The organism is Rhizobium sp. BK176 (assembly GCF_024808055.1).
On sequence record NZ_JANUBV010000022.1, the window covers coordinates 16,078 to 30,663 of the forward strand.

Annotated in this window: 14 protein-coding genes and 2 tRNA genes; 10 read left to right on the forward strand and 6 right to left on the reverse strand. The window is 58.1% G+C overall.

Annotated features, from left to right (window positions below; all coding sequences use genetic code 11):
- The first annotated feature begins 99 nt into the window (after window positions 1–99).
- Window positions 100–933, forward strand: coding sequence for an SDR family NAD(P)-dependent oxidoreductase (locus FHT76_RS34630; protein WP_183864124.1), 834 nt, complete (start codon window positions 100–102; stop codon window positions 931–933).
- A gap of 444 nt (window positions 934–1,377) precedes the next feature.
- Here FHT76_RS34630 and FHT76_RS34635 read toward each other — a convergent pair whose 3' ends face one another.
- Together FHT76_RS34635 and FHT76_RS34640 are read right to left on the reverse strand one after the other, a co-directional pair.
- The gene (locus tag FHT76_RS34635; protein WP_183864125.1) at window positions 1,378–1,707 is read right to left on the reverse strand and encodes a hypothetical protein; all 330 of its coding nucleotides are present in this window, start codon (window positions 1,705–1,707) and stop codon (window positions 1,378–1,380) included.
- Between the two features lie 284 nt (window positions 1,708–1,991).
- A tRNA-Asn gene (locus tag FHT76_RS34640) sits at window positions 1,992–2,066 on the reverse strand.
- A 117-nt stretch (window positions 2,067–2,183) separates the two neighbouring features.
- On the opposite strand from FHT76_RS34640, the gene FHT76_RS34645 reads away from it, so the two are divergent.
- From FHT76_RS34645 to FHT76_RS34655, 3 genes are all read left to right on the forward strand, one after another.
- A complete protein-coding gene (locus tag FHT76_RS34645) occupies window positions 2,184–2,474 on the forward strand; it encodes a hypothetical protein (RefSeq protein WP_246712710.1) in 291 nt (96 codons plus the stop codon).
- A 115-nt stretch (window positions 2,475–2,589) separates the two neighbouring features.
- Complete coding sequence (locus tag FHT76_RS34650) at window positions 2,590–3,036, forward strand: BA14K family protein (protein WP_016553714.1); 447 nt, start codon at window positions 2,590–2,592, stop codon at window positions 3,034–3,036.
- Between the two features lie 122 nt (window positions 3,037–3,158).
- Window positions 3,159–3,232, forward strand: a tRNA-Cys gene (locus tag FHT76_RS34655).
- Between the two features lie 148 nt (window positions 3,233–3,380).
- On the opposite strand, the gene FHT76_RS34660 is transcribed toward FHT76_RS34655, so the two are convergent.
- Entirely contained in the window at window positions 3,381–3,674 is a 294-nt protein-coding gene (locus tag FHT76_RS34660; RefSeq protein WP_183757005.1) for a hypothetical protein, read from the reverse strand.
- A gap of 626 nt (window positions 3,675–4,300) precedes the next feature.
- On the opposite strand from FHT76_RS34660, the gene FHT76_RS34665 reads away from it, so the two are divergent.
- Window positions 4,301–4,483, forward strand: coding sequence for a hypothetical protein (locus FHT76_RS34665; protein ID WP_114712548.1), 183 nt, complete (start codon window positions 4,301–4,303; stop codon window positions 4,481–4,483).
- Window positions 4,484–4,949: 466 nt separating this feature from the next.
- Here the strand turns inward: FHT76_RS34665 and FHT76_RS34670 are convergent, their stop codons facing one another.
- The gene (locus FHT76_RS34670; protein ID WP_183757035.1) at window positions 4,950–5,150 is read right to left on the reverse strand and encodes a hypothetical protein; all 201 of its coding nucleotides are present in this window, start codon (window positions 5,148–5,150) and stop codon (window positions 4,950–4,952) included.
- A gap of 101 nt (window positions 5,151–5,251) precedes the next feature.
- Between FHT76_RS34670 and FHT76_RS34675 the strand changes: the two genes are divergently transcribed.
- The 5 genes from FHT76_RS34675 (at window position 5,252) to exoR (ending at window position 13,146) form a co-directional block, all read left to right on the forward strand.
- Entirely contained in the window at window positions 5,252–5,914 is a 663-nt protein-coding gene (locus FHT76_RS34675) for a protein-L-isoaspartate O-methyltransferase (protein ID WP_183864127.1), read from the forward strand.
- A gap of 209 nt (window positions 5,915–6,123) precedes the next feature.
- Entirely contained in the window at window positions 6,124–7,008 is an 885-nt protein-coding gene (locus tag FHT76_RS34680; protein ID WP_183864128.1) for a DUF2497 domain-containing protein, read from the forward strand.
- 118 nt (window positions 7,009–7,126) lie between these two features.
- Window positions 7,127–9,970: a valine--tRNA ligase gene (locus FHT76_RS34685; RefSeq protein ID WP_259186327.1), complete on the forward strand. Its 2,844-nt coding sequence runs from the start codon at window positions 7,127–7,129 to the stop codon at window positions 9,968–9,970.
- A 405-nt stretch (window positions 9,971–10,375) separates the two neighbouring features.
- The gene (locus FHT76_RS34690; protein WP_259186328.1) at window positions 10,376–11,635 is read left to right on the forward strand and encodes an OmpP1/FadL family transporter; all 1,260 of its coding nucleotides are present in this window, start codon (window positions 10,376–10,378) and stop codon (window positions 11,633–11,635) included.
- Between the two features lie 707 nt (window positions 11,636–12,342).
- Window positions 12,343–13,146 carry an exopolysaccharide production regulator ExoR gene (gene exoR, locus FHT76_RS34695; protein ID WP_183757000.1) on the forward strand — a complete coding sequence of 268 codons (804 nt, stop codon included), beginning with the start codon at window positions 12,343–12,345 and terminating at the stop codon, window positions 13,144–13,146.
- A 26-nt stretch (window positions 13,147–13,172) separates the two neighbouring features.
- On the opposite strand, the gene xth is transcribed toward exoR, so the two are convergent.
- Together xth and erpA are read right to left on the reverse strand one after the other, a co-directional pair.
- Window positions 13,173–13,997, reverse strand: coding sequence for an exodeoxyribonuclease III (gene xth / locus FHT76_RS34700; protein ID WP_259129647.1), 825 nt, complete (start codon window positions 13,995–13,997; stop codon window positions 13,173–13,175).
- A gap of 123 nt (window positions 13,998–14,120) precedes the next feature.
- A complete protein-coding gene (gene erpA / locus FHT76_RS34705; RefSeq protein WP_183756998.1) occupies window positions 14,121–14,453 on the reverse strand; it encodes an iron-sulfur cluster insertion protein ErpA in 333 nt (110 codons plus the stop codon).
- Window positions 14,454–14,586: the final 133 nt, after the last annotated feature.

Consider the following 14,586-nt stretch of genomic DNA (forward strand, 5'->3'; position numbering starts at 1 on the left):
AAGCAGCCACAATGGGGTGATAAAAGGGTTGAAACCGGGGGATGGCGAGGAGCTCCCGGACCTTTTTGACGTTCACAAGAACGGCCCGGAGGAGATGTCATGCAAGCTTTCGTTGCTCGTCCTGAACATGGAATAGCTTGGATATCAGGCGCAAGTTCTGGAATTGGGCGAGCGCTGGCACTGAAGCTTGCGGGAGATGGGTACAAGGTCGCGGTGACGGCTCGCGATCATGAAAAGCTTGCCGAGTTGCAGGCCGAGGCGTCAGACCTTTCCGGCAGCATTATCGTACTCGACGGTGACGTCACTAACGCCGAAGACATGGAGCATGTCCTTGCTTCAATCGAATACGAGCATGGCACGCTGGCGCTGGCCGTCTTCAATGCGGACGTCAATCTGCCTGTGCATGCGGAGGAGTTGAAGCTCGTTGATTTCGAGAAGAGTTTCGCGGTCAACCTGCAAGGCGTTGTGAACTGCCTTATCCCCGCCGTACGACACATGAAGGCAAAGGGGCAGGGCCAAATCGCCATCGTTTCGTCCGTTTCGGGCTATGGCGGCCTGCCGACGAACGCCGCTTACGGCGCAACGAAAGCCGCCTTGATCAATATGGCGGAGAGCCTGAAGTTCGATCTCGACAAGATGGGTATCCGCATACAGCTCATCAATCCGGGTTTCGTCGACACCCCAGCAACGAAGGGGAGCGAATATCCCCTCCCGTCATTAATCTCGGTAGATGAAGCCTCCGAGCAGATTTCGGCGGGTCTCAAGTCTCAGAGTTTCGAGGTTACCTTTCCGAAGCGCTTCAGCTACATGATGAAGCTCATCAATCTTCTGCCCTACGCTCTGTATTTCTGGCTCGTCAATCGCTTTACTGGCTGGCGCGAACGGCCGCTAAAGAAGCGCGGACGTCCGGCCGTGGCGCACCCTGCTGAGTGAGCTGGACCTAGAGGCAACGACGAGGCGGATGGCGGCCAGACAGGAGGTCATCTGTCGGATCGGACGCCATCCGCTCTCGTCGACTCCGCGCAAAGACGACCTACCGGACGTCTATATTTTCAGCGCGGAAGCCTGCTTCACTTCAAAACTCGCAGAGCCCTTTGAAGCGCTCACCACCCCATGGGGCGCAGTCTAACCCGAAACGAAAGTCTCTGACCAGTGACAAATTTGAACCATCGCCCAGGCGGTCGGAGTGCGCCGGAAGGAAGCGCTGGCCGCCAGGGTGCAGGCCGAAGACCTGTGAAGTGCCAGTGTTTTTGCTTGTTACGGAACAACGGCAGGCTTGGATCTGAAATCTCTCAGTCCTATAAGCGGAATTTTCCGCGCGCTCGCAAACGAAAGGGCCGGTCAAGCCGGCCCTTTCGGAAAACAGGGTAGGTCAGATCAGTTGTCGTATTCGCGGCAGGCGTCGCTGATGGATGCACCGCTCTCGCCACCTCGCGTGTCCACTCCCGAATTTGCCTGTGGCATGCCCGGGCAGTCCATTGCCTTGGGCTGGGGCGTGATGCTCTGCGTCGTTGTCGGATCGACCGGCGCGACAGCGATCGGGTGAGTGCCGTTGTCGCTGCTTGTGTAATCTCCCGACTGGGTGCTGGAGCTGGGATTTGTCGAGCCGCCGTTCGTCGGACCGATTGGATCAGGATTGGATTGGGCAAATGCAGAGGTTGCCAGACCCGCGGCAAAAATCGCCGCCACTATCATCGGACTACGCATAGGAACTTCCTTTTTGTCGTCGTTTTTCGTCTGGGTGACATGGGCAAAACCCATCGGCAAAAGCGTTGTTCCGAAGTTTTTATCCACTAAGGCGCGGATTTTTGTCAGTTGCCAAACCTTGGCGGGCGTTGCGTAGGAGGGAGTCGGGTGCCAGCATCACGCACCATTATTTCCCTTTGATGCGGCGCATCCGTCGATAAGATCCCGGGTGATCTCGGAAAAAGAAAAGAGCGGCTCGAAGCTCGAACCGCTCTTGTAAGAGTTCAGCAAATCGCTGAGAAAACTGGCTCCCCGGGCCGGATTCGAACCGGCGACCTGTCGATTAACAGTCGAATGCTCTACCGCTGAGCTACCAGGGATCACCGCTTGCCGCGGCGTGAGTGGCCTAATACAAATGCTTGCCCGATTTGCCAAGCGGTTTTTTCAAAAAAATGACATCCGCTTGTATTTGCTCTGTATAACCCCATCTCCAGTCGATGACTGAAACACATGATACCACGGGAAAAAGAACCGCCAAGCGCTTTGGCATTGATCACACCACCGGTCGCCTCGTTCTGGGCTCCATAAGTATCCCGTTGCCGCAGTCGCGCATTGCCCGACTGACGATTGGGGTGCTGCTGATCTTTGGCGGCGTTCTGGGTTTTCTGCCGGTTCTCGGCTTCTGGATGCTGCCGCTCGGGTTCATCCTGCTGTCGCACGACCTTCATCTCGTACGCCGGATGCGGCGGCGTTTCTCGGTCTGGTGGACGAAGAGGCGTAAATCTTGAATCAATGAACGACGGCACTGGCGCCCGGCCTGCGTCAAGGAACCTTGGACCGCGCCCTGCGTTATGGAAGTAGGCGTAAGTGTCGTAAGCATACCGGAAATGAGAAGGTGCTGGAATGAAGAAACTTGCGGTATTGGTGTTGGCGATTGCGACAAGCCTGGCTGGCGTCGGTCCGTCTTTTGCAGAGAACTCCGGCGATGAGCATTCAGCTCAGAGCCGCGGTGGTTTCGGAGATTCCGGAGTGAGAAACAGCCGCGGCTTCGATCGCTGCAGCATCTATCGTTGTGGCGGTTACCGCCATGGCGGCTATGGAAATAGGTACTACGGAAACCGCTATCACGATGGCTATTACCGCCATCATGACAACGATGCTGGCGCACTGATTGGCGGACTTGCAGCCGGTGCAATCATCGGCGGTCTGATCGCGTCGCAGCCGCAGGCTGGACCGGTGGGTAATTCGCACGTCGATTGGTGTTACAGCCGCTACCGGTCTTACCGGGCATATGACAACACCTATCAGCCGTATTACGGTCCGCGGCGGCAGTGCTATTCGCCTTACTAAAAGTGACCACGGAAACCGACGTTGTGCGATCCGAAATCCCGTCGGTTTTTCAACAACCCCCTTGCACTCGATTTCTATTCATTCTAAATGCCCGCCAACGCTTCGGTGACGAAGCGTCGTGAGGCCTCGTGGCGGAGTGGTGACGCAGAGGACTGCAAATCCTTGTACCCCGGTTCAATTCCGGGCGAGGCCTCCAAAATTTCCCTACTGTTTCAAGGTAATAGAGCCGCTACGGGCGCGGACGCGAGTGAAAGCGTCTTGCCTTCAGGCGCGGCAAATTTCCTTCCATTTCATCATTTTTCAGTCCGCGAGGCGAATCTGCGACATGCGGTCGCCAAACCCCGCTATTGGTTCCTGTCCCAGGCAAAGAATGGTCGATAGTGCCGTTGGGCAATCAGCAGAGTTCGATCCGGTTGAATGATATAGATTTCCTCGACCGTGCGTCCCGTCTGATCCGTGAACGTATGCGGGAAAGAAGAGCCGATCGGCGCCTTCGTCAGCTTCGTTCGCGGCTGGCCGCCATAAGTGATACTGCCGGGAATAGGCGCGTAACCCTCCGATGGATAGGAGCCCGAAACGGCCGTGCAGCTCGCGACAAGCGCTGCCATCGCACCGATCGCTGCTATTGTCCGGATCATCCTGCGCCTCCTCATCGATGCGGTCCCACGAAGCGGCACTCGACTGCGTTCCGCCAGATCGTAGTGTAATGCCTCGGCCCTCTTCTCGCCAGCGGGTTTGACGCCTCCCTCAGTTCGCCGCGACCCGATTCTGTCACGTGATCTTTACTGGCTTCAACGGCGCAAGAATGCGGTTTGCAAGCGTGCAATTATCCTCGCTTACTCCAATCGAAGTAGGACCTAGGTCCGTCTAGGATAACCGTTGCGAGGGCGCTATTGTTTCTCTTGCTGGTCTGCCACGGACGGTGGGCTTTGAGGGCATCGGACCCCCTCTATTGGCTCCATTCCGCCGCGGCGGCAGACAGGGCGGGGGTAGTTTTCAGTCCCGGCAAAGCTGGAGGGGGTCGCCGCAGTGGCCGACCCTCTCCGGGCGCCTCGTTTCACTATTCTAATGAGCTTCGGCGATATAGGCGGGAGATCGCTCTCCTTCCGTCCATGGTGGCGAAGCCCGCTGGCGTTTCTTCCATTCCTATAGTGACAATCCATACGGCACTAGCGTTGGTGCATGTTTATCAAGGCAAATCACCGGATTGTCGAATTTTCGATAGGGCGCTATCTTTCATTGCGAGTTCTTAGGAGCACCTCCGATGCCGGCGACCCAAATGCCGCAACTGATCTTTGCCCTGAGCGTGGCGCGAGAAATGGCGGAGCGCGAACGACATGCGGAAATGCTTGTCATGCTGATCGACGAGGCCCTGAAGGAGGCAAAGGAAGAGGCTTTACGGCACGGCATTCTGGTCGACACGGAAGAAGAGACCAAGCTGCAATAGCTTTTCCGGGGGCGAGTGGCCCCGGCCGCGACCGTCTTAAGCCCCGGCCGGGTTGCCGATCTGGGAGGGGCTGGGGAGGCTCCAAGATCGGCACAGACACGCTACAGGTCTCGTCTGATGATCGAAACCGGTGCTTAAAGGTATGTTTCGTCCTTTGTTCTTGCTTAAAAAGAACCTCATCGCGAATGGCCGGGACGGCCACCAAAGAGCTTGCCGGCTATCGCGGCACCGGCAAAGCTGGAGCCGTCGAGTTCAGTTGATCCGCTGCAACGACGGCATCGGGGACACACCGTTTGTCGCGACATTCGGGGCGCCGCCTCTCACAAAGGGAATGAGGAGTATGATCCCGAGCAGCGCACAAATGAAAAAGCTGCCCAGCAGAATTGGTCTAATTGCCATGTCCGGTCCGTCGAATCCCAAGGGACCGACACTATCCGGCGAAAAACTGACAATAGCCTGAAGTCAGTCAGCTCGTTTCACGATCGAAAAGCCCGCAGCAAAAGATGCCGACCAGCGTGATGATGATGAAGAAGTCGAACAACGAAAGATATTCGATGATGTTAGGCATTGCCTGCTCCTCCTCTATTCCTCCGGTTGCAATAATATCACAGGGCGCGCGTTTGTTCCATGAAGGATTGCGAAGAGCGCCAGCGGGCAGCGGCGCCATCCCGAATTCTTGTCATGCGCATTCGCGAAGCCTTGAAAGGCCAGTGTGCTGAGATTAAGAGACGTGCAGACAAAGCCGCTTCTATCGGGCGAGAGGACAACATGAATTTTGAATCAGCACGCGCAAACATGGTCGACAACCAGCTCCGCACGACGGACGTCACCTCGCATTCCGTGCTGACGGCGTTTCTCACCGTCCCGCGCGAGGCCTTTGTTCCCGAGAAGGCAAAGCCGCTTGCCTATATCGATCGGGATGTCGAAATCTGTCCTGCAGCGGCGGGCAAGCCCGCACGCTATCTCATGCAGCCGTCGCCGCTTGCAAAGCTGCTGCAGCTCGCCGCGGTTACCAAGGATGACGTCGTCCTCGAGATCGGCGCCGGTAGTGGCTACGTGTCGGCCCTCTTTTCACAGATTGCCGGCACGGTGGTCGCGGTAGAAGAGGACGAAACGCTGGCGGCGGAAGCCAAGACCAATCTTGCGAGCTACCCAAACGTTTCGATCGTCGCCGGTTCACTCAATGCCGGTAATCCGTCGGGCGCTCCCTATGACCTGATCTTTATCAGCGGTTCGGTCGAGGAAGTTCCGTCCTCCTTGCTGTCGCAGCTCCGCGACGGCGGGCGTTTGGTCACCGTTCAAGGCTACGGCGGGTCGGCACGCGCCAAGGTCTTCGTGAGCGAGCGCGGCACAATTTCCGAAAACGTCTACTTCAACGCTTCGGTCAAGCCGCTTCCCGGTTTCGCCAAGGCGCGCGAATTTGTATTCTGAACCACGCTGCGATGATTGATTTTCGACGGGCGCCTCAGGCGCCCGTTTTGTTTCCCGCGATAGAATCTAACCGCGTCAGAAAAGCTGTGCATGGCATCATTCATTTGATTCGCGATGATTTTTTTCAATCCTCGGCTATCCTAAGCTCTGGGTGATTCGGATGCCCACTCCACGCAATCCGGTCGTTTTTCGGAATAACGGGGATAGATATGGCTCAGCCAAGCGTAGCGCGTGAACCGTCGATGGAAGAGATACTGGCGTCGATCCGCCAGATCATCGAGAGCAATGACCCAGGCGCGGGCAGGGCGCTATCGGCATCGCTGCCGGCGGCTTACGGCGTTGATGAGGATGCTCGCGATTCGGACATCCATTTGACGGTGGACGAGGCCTACGCTGGCGTGGAATTCCCTGAAGCGGCTGCTCAGTCTGACCCACGCTTCGTTGCGGCCAATTCGGCAGGCTCGGCTCCCGTGCCGGAAGCGCAGCCGCGTGCCATGTCGCTGGCCGATGTCGCCGCGCGGGTCCGCGCGGCGTCGGAGCGCAACACTGCCCAGTTGCGCGACGTGCCGCCAGCCTTGCGGCAAGCCGAAGCAAGGAGCGCGGAACTGAGCATGGAAGCGCCGGAAGCTACTCGCGAGGCGCCCGGTTCTGCGCCAGTTGCTGCACACTCCGAGGCGGCCGTGACTGCTCCTATCTCGGCGCCGGCGCCGAAGGTCGTCGCGGTTCGTCCGCCCGTAGAAATCCCCTTCGAACTGGCTCCAGTGGCTATGGAGCCGTTACCGGCGCTGGTCCAGGTGCCCGAGGTATTCGTTCCCGCGGTCGTTGAACCGGCCGTGGAAGAAGCAATCCAGAACCTCGCTGAGCAAGAGCAGCAGCCGGCATTGCTCTCGCACGACGCGGGACTGCAAATCGCCCGTTCCTTTGAAGAGTTGGCTGCCGCCATCGATGGCGCCGAGCGGCGTTCTCTCGATGAGATCGCCGAAGACATGCTGCGCCCGATGCTGCGCGAGTGGCTGGATGACAATCTGCCGACCCTGGTTGAGCGTCTCGTGCGTGAAGAGATCGAACGCGTGGCGCGCGGCCCGCGCCGCTGATCGGAAACGCCTTTTCCCAAAAAGCCGCTCCGGTCTCCGGGGCGGCTTTTTTATTGACTTGCCCGAAGCCATCCTATTTACAACCCGCATCAAAGAACCTCCAGATTTTGGTCCCCAAATGCTCGACAAGACCTACGATTCCGCTGCCGTTGAACCGAAAATCGCTGCGAAATGGGATGAGGCGGACGCCTTCCGCGCGGGCGCCAACGCCAAGTCGGGCGCCAAGTCCTTTACCATCGTGATCCCGCCGCCCAACGTGACGGGATCGCTGCACATGGGCCATGCGCTGAACAATACGCTGCAGGACATCATGGTCCGCTTCGAGCGCATGCGCGGCAAGGACGTGCTCTGGCAGCCGGGCATGGACCATGCCGGCATCGCCACCCAGATGGTTGTCGAGCGCAAGCTGATGGAACAGCAACTGCCGGGCCGCCGCGACATGGGGCGCGAAGCCTTCATCGACAAGGTTTGGGAATGGAGGGCGGAATCCGGCGGCCTTATCTTCAACCAGTTGAAGCGCCTCGGCGCCTCCTGTGATTGGTCCCGCGAGCGCTTCACCATGGATGAGGGGCTTTCGGCCGCCGTTCTTGAAGTCTTTGTAACCCTTTACAAGGAAGGCCTAATCTATCGCGACAAGCGTCTCGTCAACTGGGATCCGAAGCTCCTGACGGCGATCTCCGACATCGAGGTCGAGCAACACGAGGTCAACGGAAACCTCTGGTACTTCCGTTATCCGCTGGAGCCTGGTGTCACGTATCAGCACCCGATCGCCTTCGATGATGACGGTAAGGCGACAGAATGGGAAACCCGCGACTATATCGTCGTTGCGACCACTCGTCCGGAAACGATGCTTGGGGACACCGGCGTTGCGGTCAATCCGAAGGATGAGCGTTACCGGCCGCTTGTCGGCAAGCACGTCATCCTGCCGATCGTCGGTCGGCGTATTCCGATTGTCGCCGATGATTATCCGGATCCGACGGCCGGCACCGGCGCTGTCAAGATGACGCCGGCGCATGATTTCAACGACTTCGATGTCGGCAAGCGCACCGGTCTGCGTGTCGTCAACGTGCTCACCGGCGACGCACGGATCATGCTCAAGGATAATGAGGATTTCCTGGAGGGCATTCCTGACGCCGCGGCACTGCATGGCGCCTGGGACGAACTCGAAGGCAAGGATCGCTTTGATGCCCGCAAGATCATCGTCCGCATCTTTGAAGAGGGCGGTCTGCTCGACAAGGTCGAGCCGCACAAGCACATGGTCCCGCACGGCGACCGTGGCGGTGTTCCGATCGAACCGCGCCTGACGGAGCAATGGTACGTCGACGCCAAGACGCTCGCCGCACCGGCAATCGCCTCGGTCCGCGAAGGTCGCACCAAACTCGTTCCGCGCAGCTGGGACAAGACCTATTACGAGTGGATGGAGAATATTCAGCCCTGGTGCGTTTCCCGTCAGCTCTGGTGGGGCCATCAGATCCCGGCCTGGTACGGCCCGGATGGTCAGGTCTTCGTTGAAAAGACGGAAGAAGAAGCTCTGCAGGCGGCAATCCAGCACTATCTGTCGCACGAAGGCCCGATGAAGGCCTACGTCGAGGACCTGCTGGAGAATTTCAAGCCTGGCGAAATCTTGACGCGCGACGAAGACGTTCTCGACACCTGGTTCTCGTCTGCGCTGTGGCCGTTCTCGACGCTCGGCTGGCCGGAACAGACGCCGGAGCTTGAGCGCTACTATCCGACCAACGTTCTGGTCACCGGCTTCGACATCATCTTCTTCTGGGTTGCCCGCATGATGATGATGGGCCTTCATTTCATGAAGGACGATGACGGCGTTCCGGTCGAGCCGTTCAACACCGTTTATGTCCATGCGCTGGTCCGCGATAAGAACGGCCAGAAGATGTCGAAGTCCAAGGGCAACGTCATCGATCCGCTGGAACTGATCGACGAATACGGTGCCGACGCGCTGCGCTTCACGCTTGCGATCATGGCAGCGCAGGGCCGCGACGTGAAGCTCGATCCCGCCCGCATCGCCGGCTACCGCAACTTCGGCACAAAGCTCTGGAACGCGACGCGCTTTGCCGAAATGAACGGTGCCAAGAGCGATCCGCACTTCGTGCCCGAAGCGGCCGAACTGACGATCAATCGCTGGATTCTGACGGAGCTTGCCCGCACGGAACGTGACGTTACGGAAGCCTTGGAATCCTACCGTTTCAACGATGCGGCTGGCGCGCTCTATCGCTTCGTCTGGAACCAGGTCTGCGACTGGTATCTCGAACTGCTGAAGCCGGTCTTCAACGGTGCGGACGAAGGCGCCAAGAAGGAAGCGCAGGCTTGCGCCGCCTATATCCTGGAGGAGATCTACAAGCTCCTGCATCCCTTCATGCCGTTCATGACGGAAGAGCTTTGGGCGCACACCGCGGGCGAAGGCATCGAGCGCGACACGCTGGTCTGCCATGCCGAATGGCCAGCGCCGTCCTATGCCGATGACGCCGCTGCCGATGAGATCAATTGGTTGATCGATCTGGTTTCCGGCATCCGCTCCGTTCGTGCGGAAATGAACGTGCCGCCTTCAGCTGTTGCGCCGCTGGTTGTCGTCGGCGCCAATAGCCTGACCCGCGAACGCCTTATCCGCCACGATGCTGCGATCAAGCGCCTTGCCCGCGTTGACGGCATCTCGCTGGCCGGTGAAGCGCCGAAGGGCGCTGCGCAGATCATTGTCGCCGAGGCGACGATCTGCTTGCCACTTGGCACGCTGATCGACCTGGCGGCTGAAAAAGCGCGCCTAGAGAAGGCAATTGCCAAGGCTGATGGAGAGATTGCGCGCATCAACGGCAAGCTCTCCAACCAGAAGTTCGTTGCCAACGCCAATCCTGATGTCGTCGCTGCTGAGCGCGATCGCCTGGACGAACTGCAAGGTCAGATTGCGAGCCTGCGGGTTGCACTGTCACGTGTATCCGAGGCGTCGTAAAATCAACGCTTGGTAGCAAGAATTTTCAGGGGCGCCCGACTTCGAATCGGGCGCCTTTTTCTTAGGTCGATCGGAGTCGCCGAACTTTGCTGCCCGATTTGCCCAAATTGCTAGCCGTAGGCGTTGATTCCACACGTTTTATCGGGGCGCACGGCGAAAAATATGACTGTTGTTTCCCTGTTACAGGATGGCGCTATCGTGGAATGGTCGACCCTAAGTGAGTAGGTATTTTTACTATCTGTAGAATTTCGTTCTAATTTGCGAAAATATTGACGTGCTCGTCAATCTGTTACGTAAAACTTCCGTTAGCCGAGTTTCCAATCGCGCCCGAACACAAAGTTGCCATTTATCGGCATCGCCTGCACAGTCCGGCCTCATTGCAATTGCCTGAGTGGGGGAGACACATTGGCATCTCGTATGACATCGGCCGGCGTTCTGTCGCTTGCCCTCTTTTCAACGCTGGCGCAGCCGTCCTTCGCGGGCGGTCTTGATCGCGGCGGCTACAATATCGACCTGCTCTTCGATCAGTCGCGTTTTTCGTCACAGGCGGCCGTGCTCTACGTCATGCCGCAGCGTGAGCTGAAGAATGTAAGGGATACCAATACGTCAGTACTGACTGGTGGCGGAAACCTCAATGGAAGGTCTCACTCGGCGGACGAGACAGAGAACTATGCGGTGCCTTATATCGGCTTCAAGGCCGGATACGAAGATGTAGACTGCCTGTTCGACTATTCCGAACCGTTCGGCGCGCATACGAATCCGGGCGTCAATTGGGCCGGCGCCAACAACAATATCGAAACGAAAATCGAGACGCACAATTACGCCACCACATGCTCTTACAAGTTCGATGTTGGTCCCGGTCAGCTTCGCCTGATTGGCGGCGCCTTCTACCAGGAAGTAGAAGGCTTCAAGGAGCGTCTGGTTAGCACCTTGCCCATAGCATTGGGCACTGGAACAGGTGTTGGACGGCTCGATCTTGAGGGCAATGGCTGGGGATGGCGTGCCGGTATCGGCTACGAAATTCCGGAATATGCGATGCGTGCGAGCTTGGTCTACAACAGCCGAGTGAAATACGACAGCTTGAGTGGCACTGTGGATCTTACACAGGTGCCGGTGGTCCCCGGGTTTGGCGGGCGCGTCACCAGCGTCTTCGGTGAGGCTGAAGCGCCGGATTCTCTGGAGTTGAAAGTTCAGAGTGGCATCGCACCAGATTGGCTGGCATTCGGCTCCGTAAAGTGGACCAACTGGAGTGTTCTCCAGTCGATTCCGCTTTGCCCCGTCGCCACGAAAGGCAGGGCTTGTACGGCGACCAGTGGAACTCAGCTCACGTCTCTTGACCTGCTCTATCAGGACGGCTGGACCGTTTCGGGCGGCATTGGTCACAAGTTCAATGAACAATGGACCGGCGCTGTTAGTCTGACTTGGGATCGTGGCACCAGCCACGGTTACGGATCGCAGACCGATACTTGGACGGTTGGGGCAGGCGCTGCCTATAACCCGACTGAGAACATCGAATGGCGCGTTGCTGGCGCACTCGGTGTCCTGACCAGCGGCTCCTCAGGAGTGCTGGTGCAGGATGGCGTCACATACGGAAACGACGTCTCATACGACTTCGACAATGATCTCGTCGCTGCCATCTCGACCAGCATCAAGGTGAAATTCTAAGTTTCAAAGACGAACCTCAGAAGAACCCGGCAAAACTGCCGGGTTTTTCTTTATGTACGCCTCGTTAAGCATGCCCTTTTGGCGTCTCATTTTGTGACGATTCAGCAACAGTTTTTTACCAGCATTTGCGTAAGATGATCTCAGGGCGAAATTGTCCATTTCCCGCCACAAACTAGGCGCAGCGCTATAGTCGGGCGAGGAAATGACAGGCGTAAAGTGCACGTAAAAGAGTACGATGAGCGAGTTTGTAGCGGGTGCAATCAGGATGGGTGAAGCGTACGGCAGAGATGCCGCGGCCGGCGCCATTTTCCTTTTCCCGCAAGGCGATTCCGCCCCGGAGTTTCGCTCTGACGTTGCGCTTTCGACCCTTTCTTTTCTTTCGTGGCCGAACCGATCGGCATCGTCGGAATCGGCTTCCGGTAACGACGATACAGGTTTGGTCACAATTGGTGATTACCTTTTTCTCGACGGCAGAATGGCACATGGCCGAGCCGCGGGAGTGAGGCAAATCGCATCGCGGGCGAGCCGTGCTGGACTACGGACGGAGAGTGTCGATGCGCTTGGAATTGAGGTCCTCGAGGGAGGGCTGAGGCTGGATGCGACGCGGGCAAAGGGGCCTTTGAGCTCACCGCGGGATCGCTCGCCGGGAGGAATGCATCCACGGATCGAAAGTCCGTCCGGATGGGAAGCGAAAGAAACCGAGTGAAATGCTGACGTCCGAGTTCAGACCTTTCAGACTAATGCTCATGGGCCTTTCCATTGCCTGTTGCGCGGCAATTGCATCGCCTGCAGGTGCATTCGACATCAAGTCGGGCGTTTCGAAGGAATCCGGCCCCTTCGATCTCTTCAAGTTCGGTTTCAAGGCCTACAAGAACGGTCAGAAGGAAGAGGCAGTCGAAGCCTACAAATACGCGGCTGAAAAAGGTCATACAGGTTCGCGCTGGGCACTCGCCAACATGTATGCCGACGGCGATGGCGTCGCGCAGGACGACTTCGAGGCCTTCAAGATCTACAGCGAAATCGCGCAGCAGGGCGTCGAGCCGGGCTCGGAAGATACCGGCTTCTTCGTCAATGCGCTGCTCTCGCTCGCCAACTACTACAAGCATGGGATCCCCGGCAGTCCGGTGAAAATCGATCTCAACCAGGCGCGTCAACTCTACTTCCAGGTTGCGTCCACCTTTGGCGTGCCCGAGGCACAGTTCCAGCTGGCACAGATGATGTTGGCAGGTGAGGGTGGCAGCACCAGTGCGCAGCAGGCGAAAAAATGGCTCAACCAGGCCCGCAAGAGCGGCCATCCGGGCGCCATGTCCGTCTTTGGCAACATCCTCTTCCAGGAAGGGCAGGCGGCCAACGGGCTGGCGCTAATGACCGCCGCTCTCGACCGCTGCAAGCCGAAGGACTGTGGTTGGATGGAGGCTCTGCAGGAGCAGGCCTTTTCGGTCGCGACCGAAAGCGACCGCCGCTCGGCCGTCGCCCTTTCTCACAAGATTGCCGTCAACGGCTCCGACTAAGCCCGCGAACGGTTCTCGCCTACACCTTACGAGTGGAGGGATCGCGACGCGTTTTCGGCTAAAGCCGCGAAATCGAAATAGACCACAACAGGCACGTGGTCTGACGGCTTCTCCCAGGCCCGCACATGCTTTTCAATCGCTGACGACGTCATGCGATCGGCAGCTTCCGGCGAAAGCAGCAGGTGGTCGATGCGAATGCCGTTGTTTTTCTGCCATGCACCGGCCTGATAGTCCCAGAACGAGTAGAGCTGAACGCCATCGGTCGTCGCGCGCACGGCATCCGTCAGGCCAAGGCCTTCGAGCCGACGGAAAGCCTGCCGTGTCTGCGGCAGGAACAGTGCATCATTTTCCCAAACCTTCGGATCGAAGCAGTCGTGCGGTTCCGGGATGACGTTGTAGTCGCCGGCGAGGATCAGGATTTCCTCGTAAGCCAGACGCTCAGCGGCGAAAGTCCGCAGCCGCTCCATCCAGGCGAGCTTGTAGGAATATTTCTCGGTTTCAACAGGATTGCCATTCGGCAGGTAGAGGCAGCAGACGCGCGCCACTCGATTGCCCGGCAGCGAGAAGACGGCTTCCAGGAAGCGAGCTTGCTCGTCGAGCGGATCGCCCGGCAGACCGCGACTTACTTCATCGGGCTTGGTCTTGGAGAGGATCGCGACGCCGTTGAAGCCCTTTTGGCCATGCGTCTCGACATGATAGCCCATGGCCTCGATCTCGAGCCTCGGAAAACCCTCGTCGACCGTCTTGATCTCCTGCAGGCAGACGATATCGGGGTCGGAGTCCTTCAGCCACTGTGTCAGGTTGTCGATGCGCGCCTTGACGCCGTTGATGTTCCAGGTCGCGATCTTCATGGAATGTCCTGTTCCGCTTCGTCGGCTCCCTTGTATCGCGCTCTTTCGATTGCGGACAAGACGAGAAACCGGTCGAAAGGGATTCTTTCGGCCGGTTCGATGTGGATACGCGGAGATACGGTACTAGATCGAGAAGCTTGTACCGCAGCCGCAGCTGGCAACCGCGTTCGGGTTCTTGATCTGGAAGGACTGGCCGAGCAGGTTATCGACGAAGTCGATCTCAGATCCCGCCATGTAGACCAGTGACAAGCTGTCGATCAGCACCTTCGCGTCATTCTTTTCGACCACCACGTCGTCGTCATGGGCGCCGTCCGCGAGGTCGAACTTGTAGGAAAAGCCTGAACAGCCGCCACCTTCCACGGAGACGCGCAAGGCGCTCTTGCCGGGCTCCGTGCCGACGATGGCCGCGATTCGTTTTGCCGCGGCTTCGGAAAGGGTTACATTTACGTCCGTCATGTTTGCTCCTGCCGGGGTCAAGATCCGGAGAGAATAGTTCTTAGCCGCCGGTTTCAAGCGACTGTTTTCAAAGCTACTTACGATTCATACCACAGAAGCGCAAGTTTGGCTAAGGCGGCCGAGAAAGCATCGC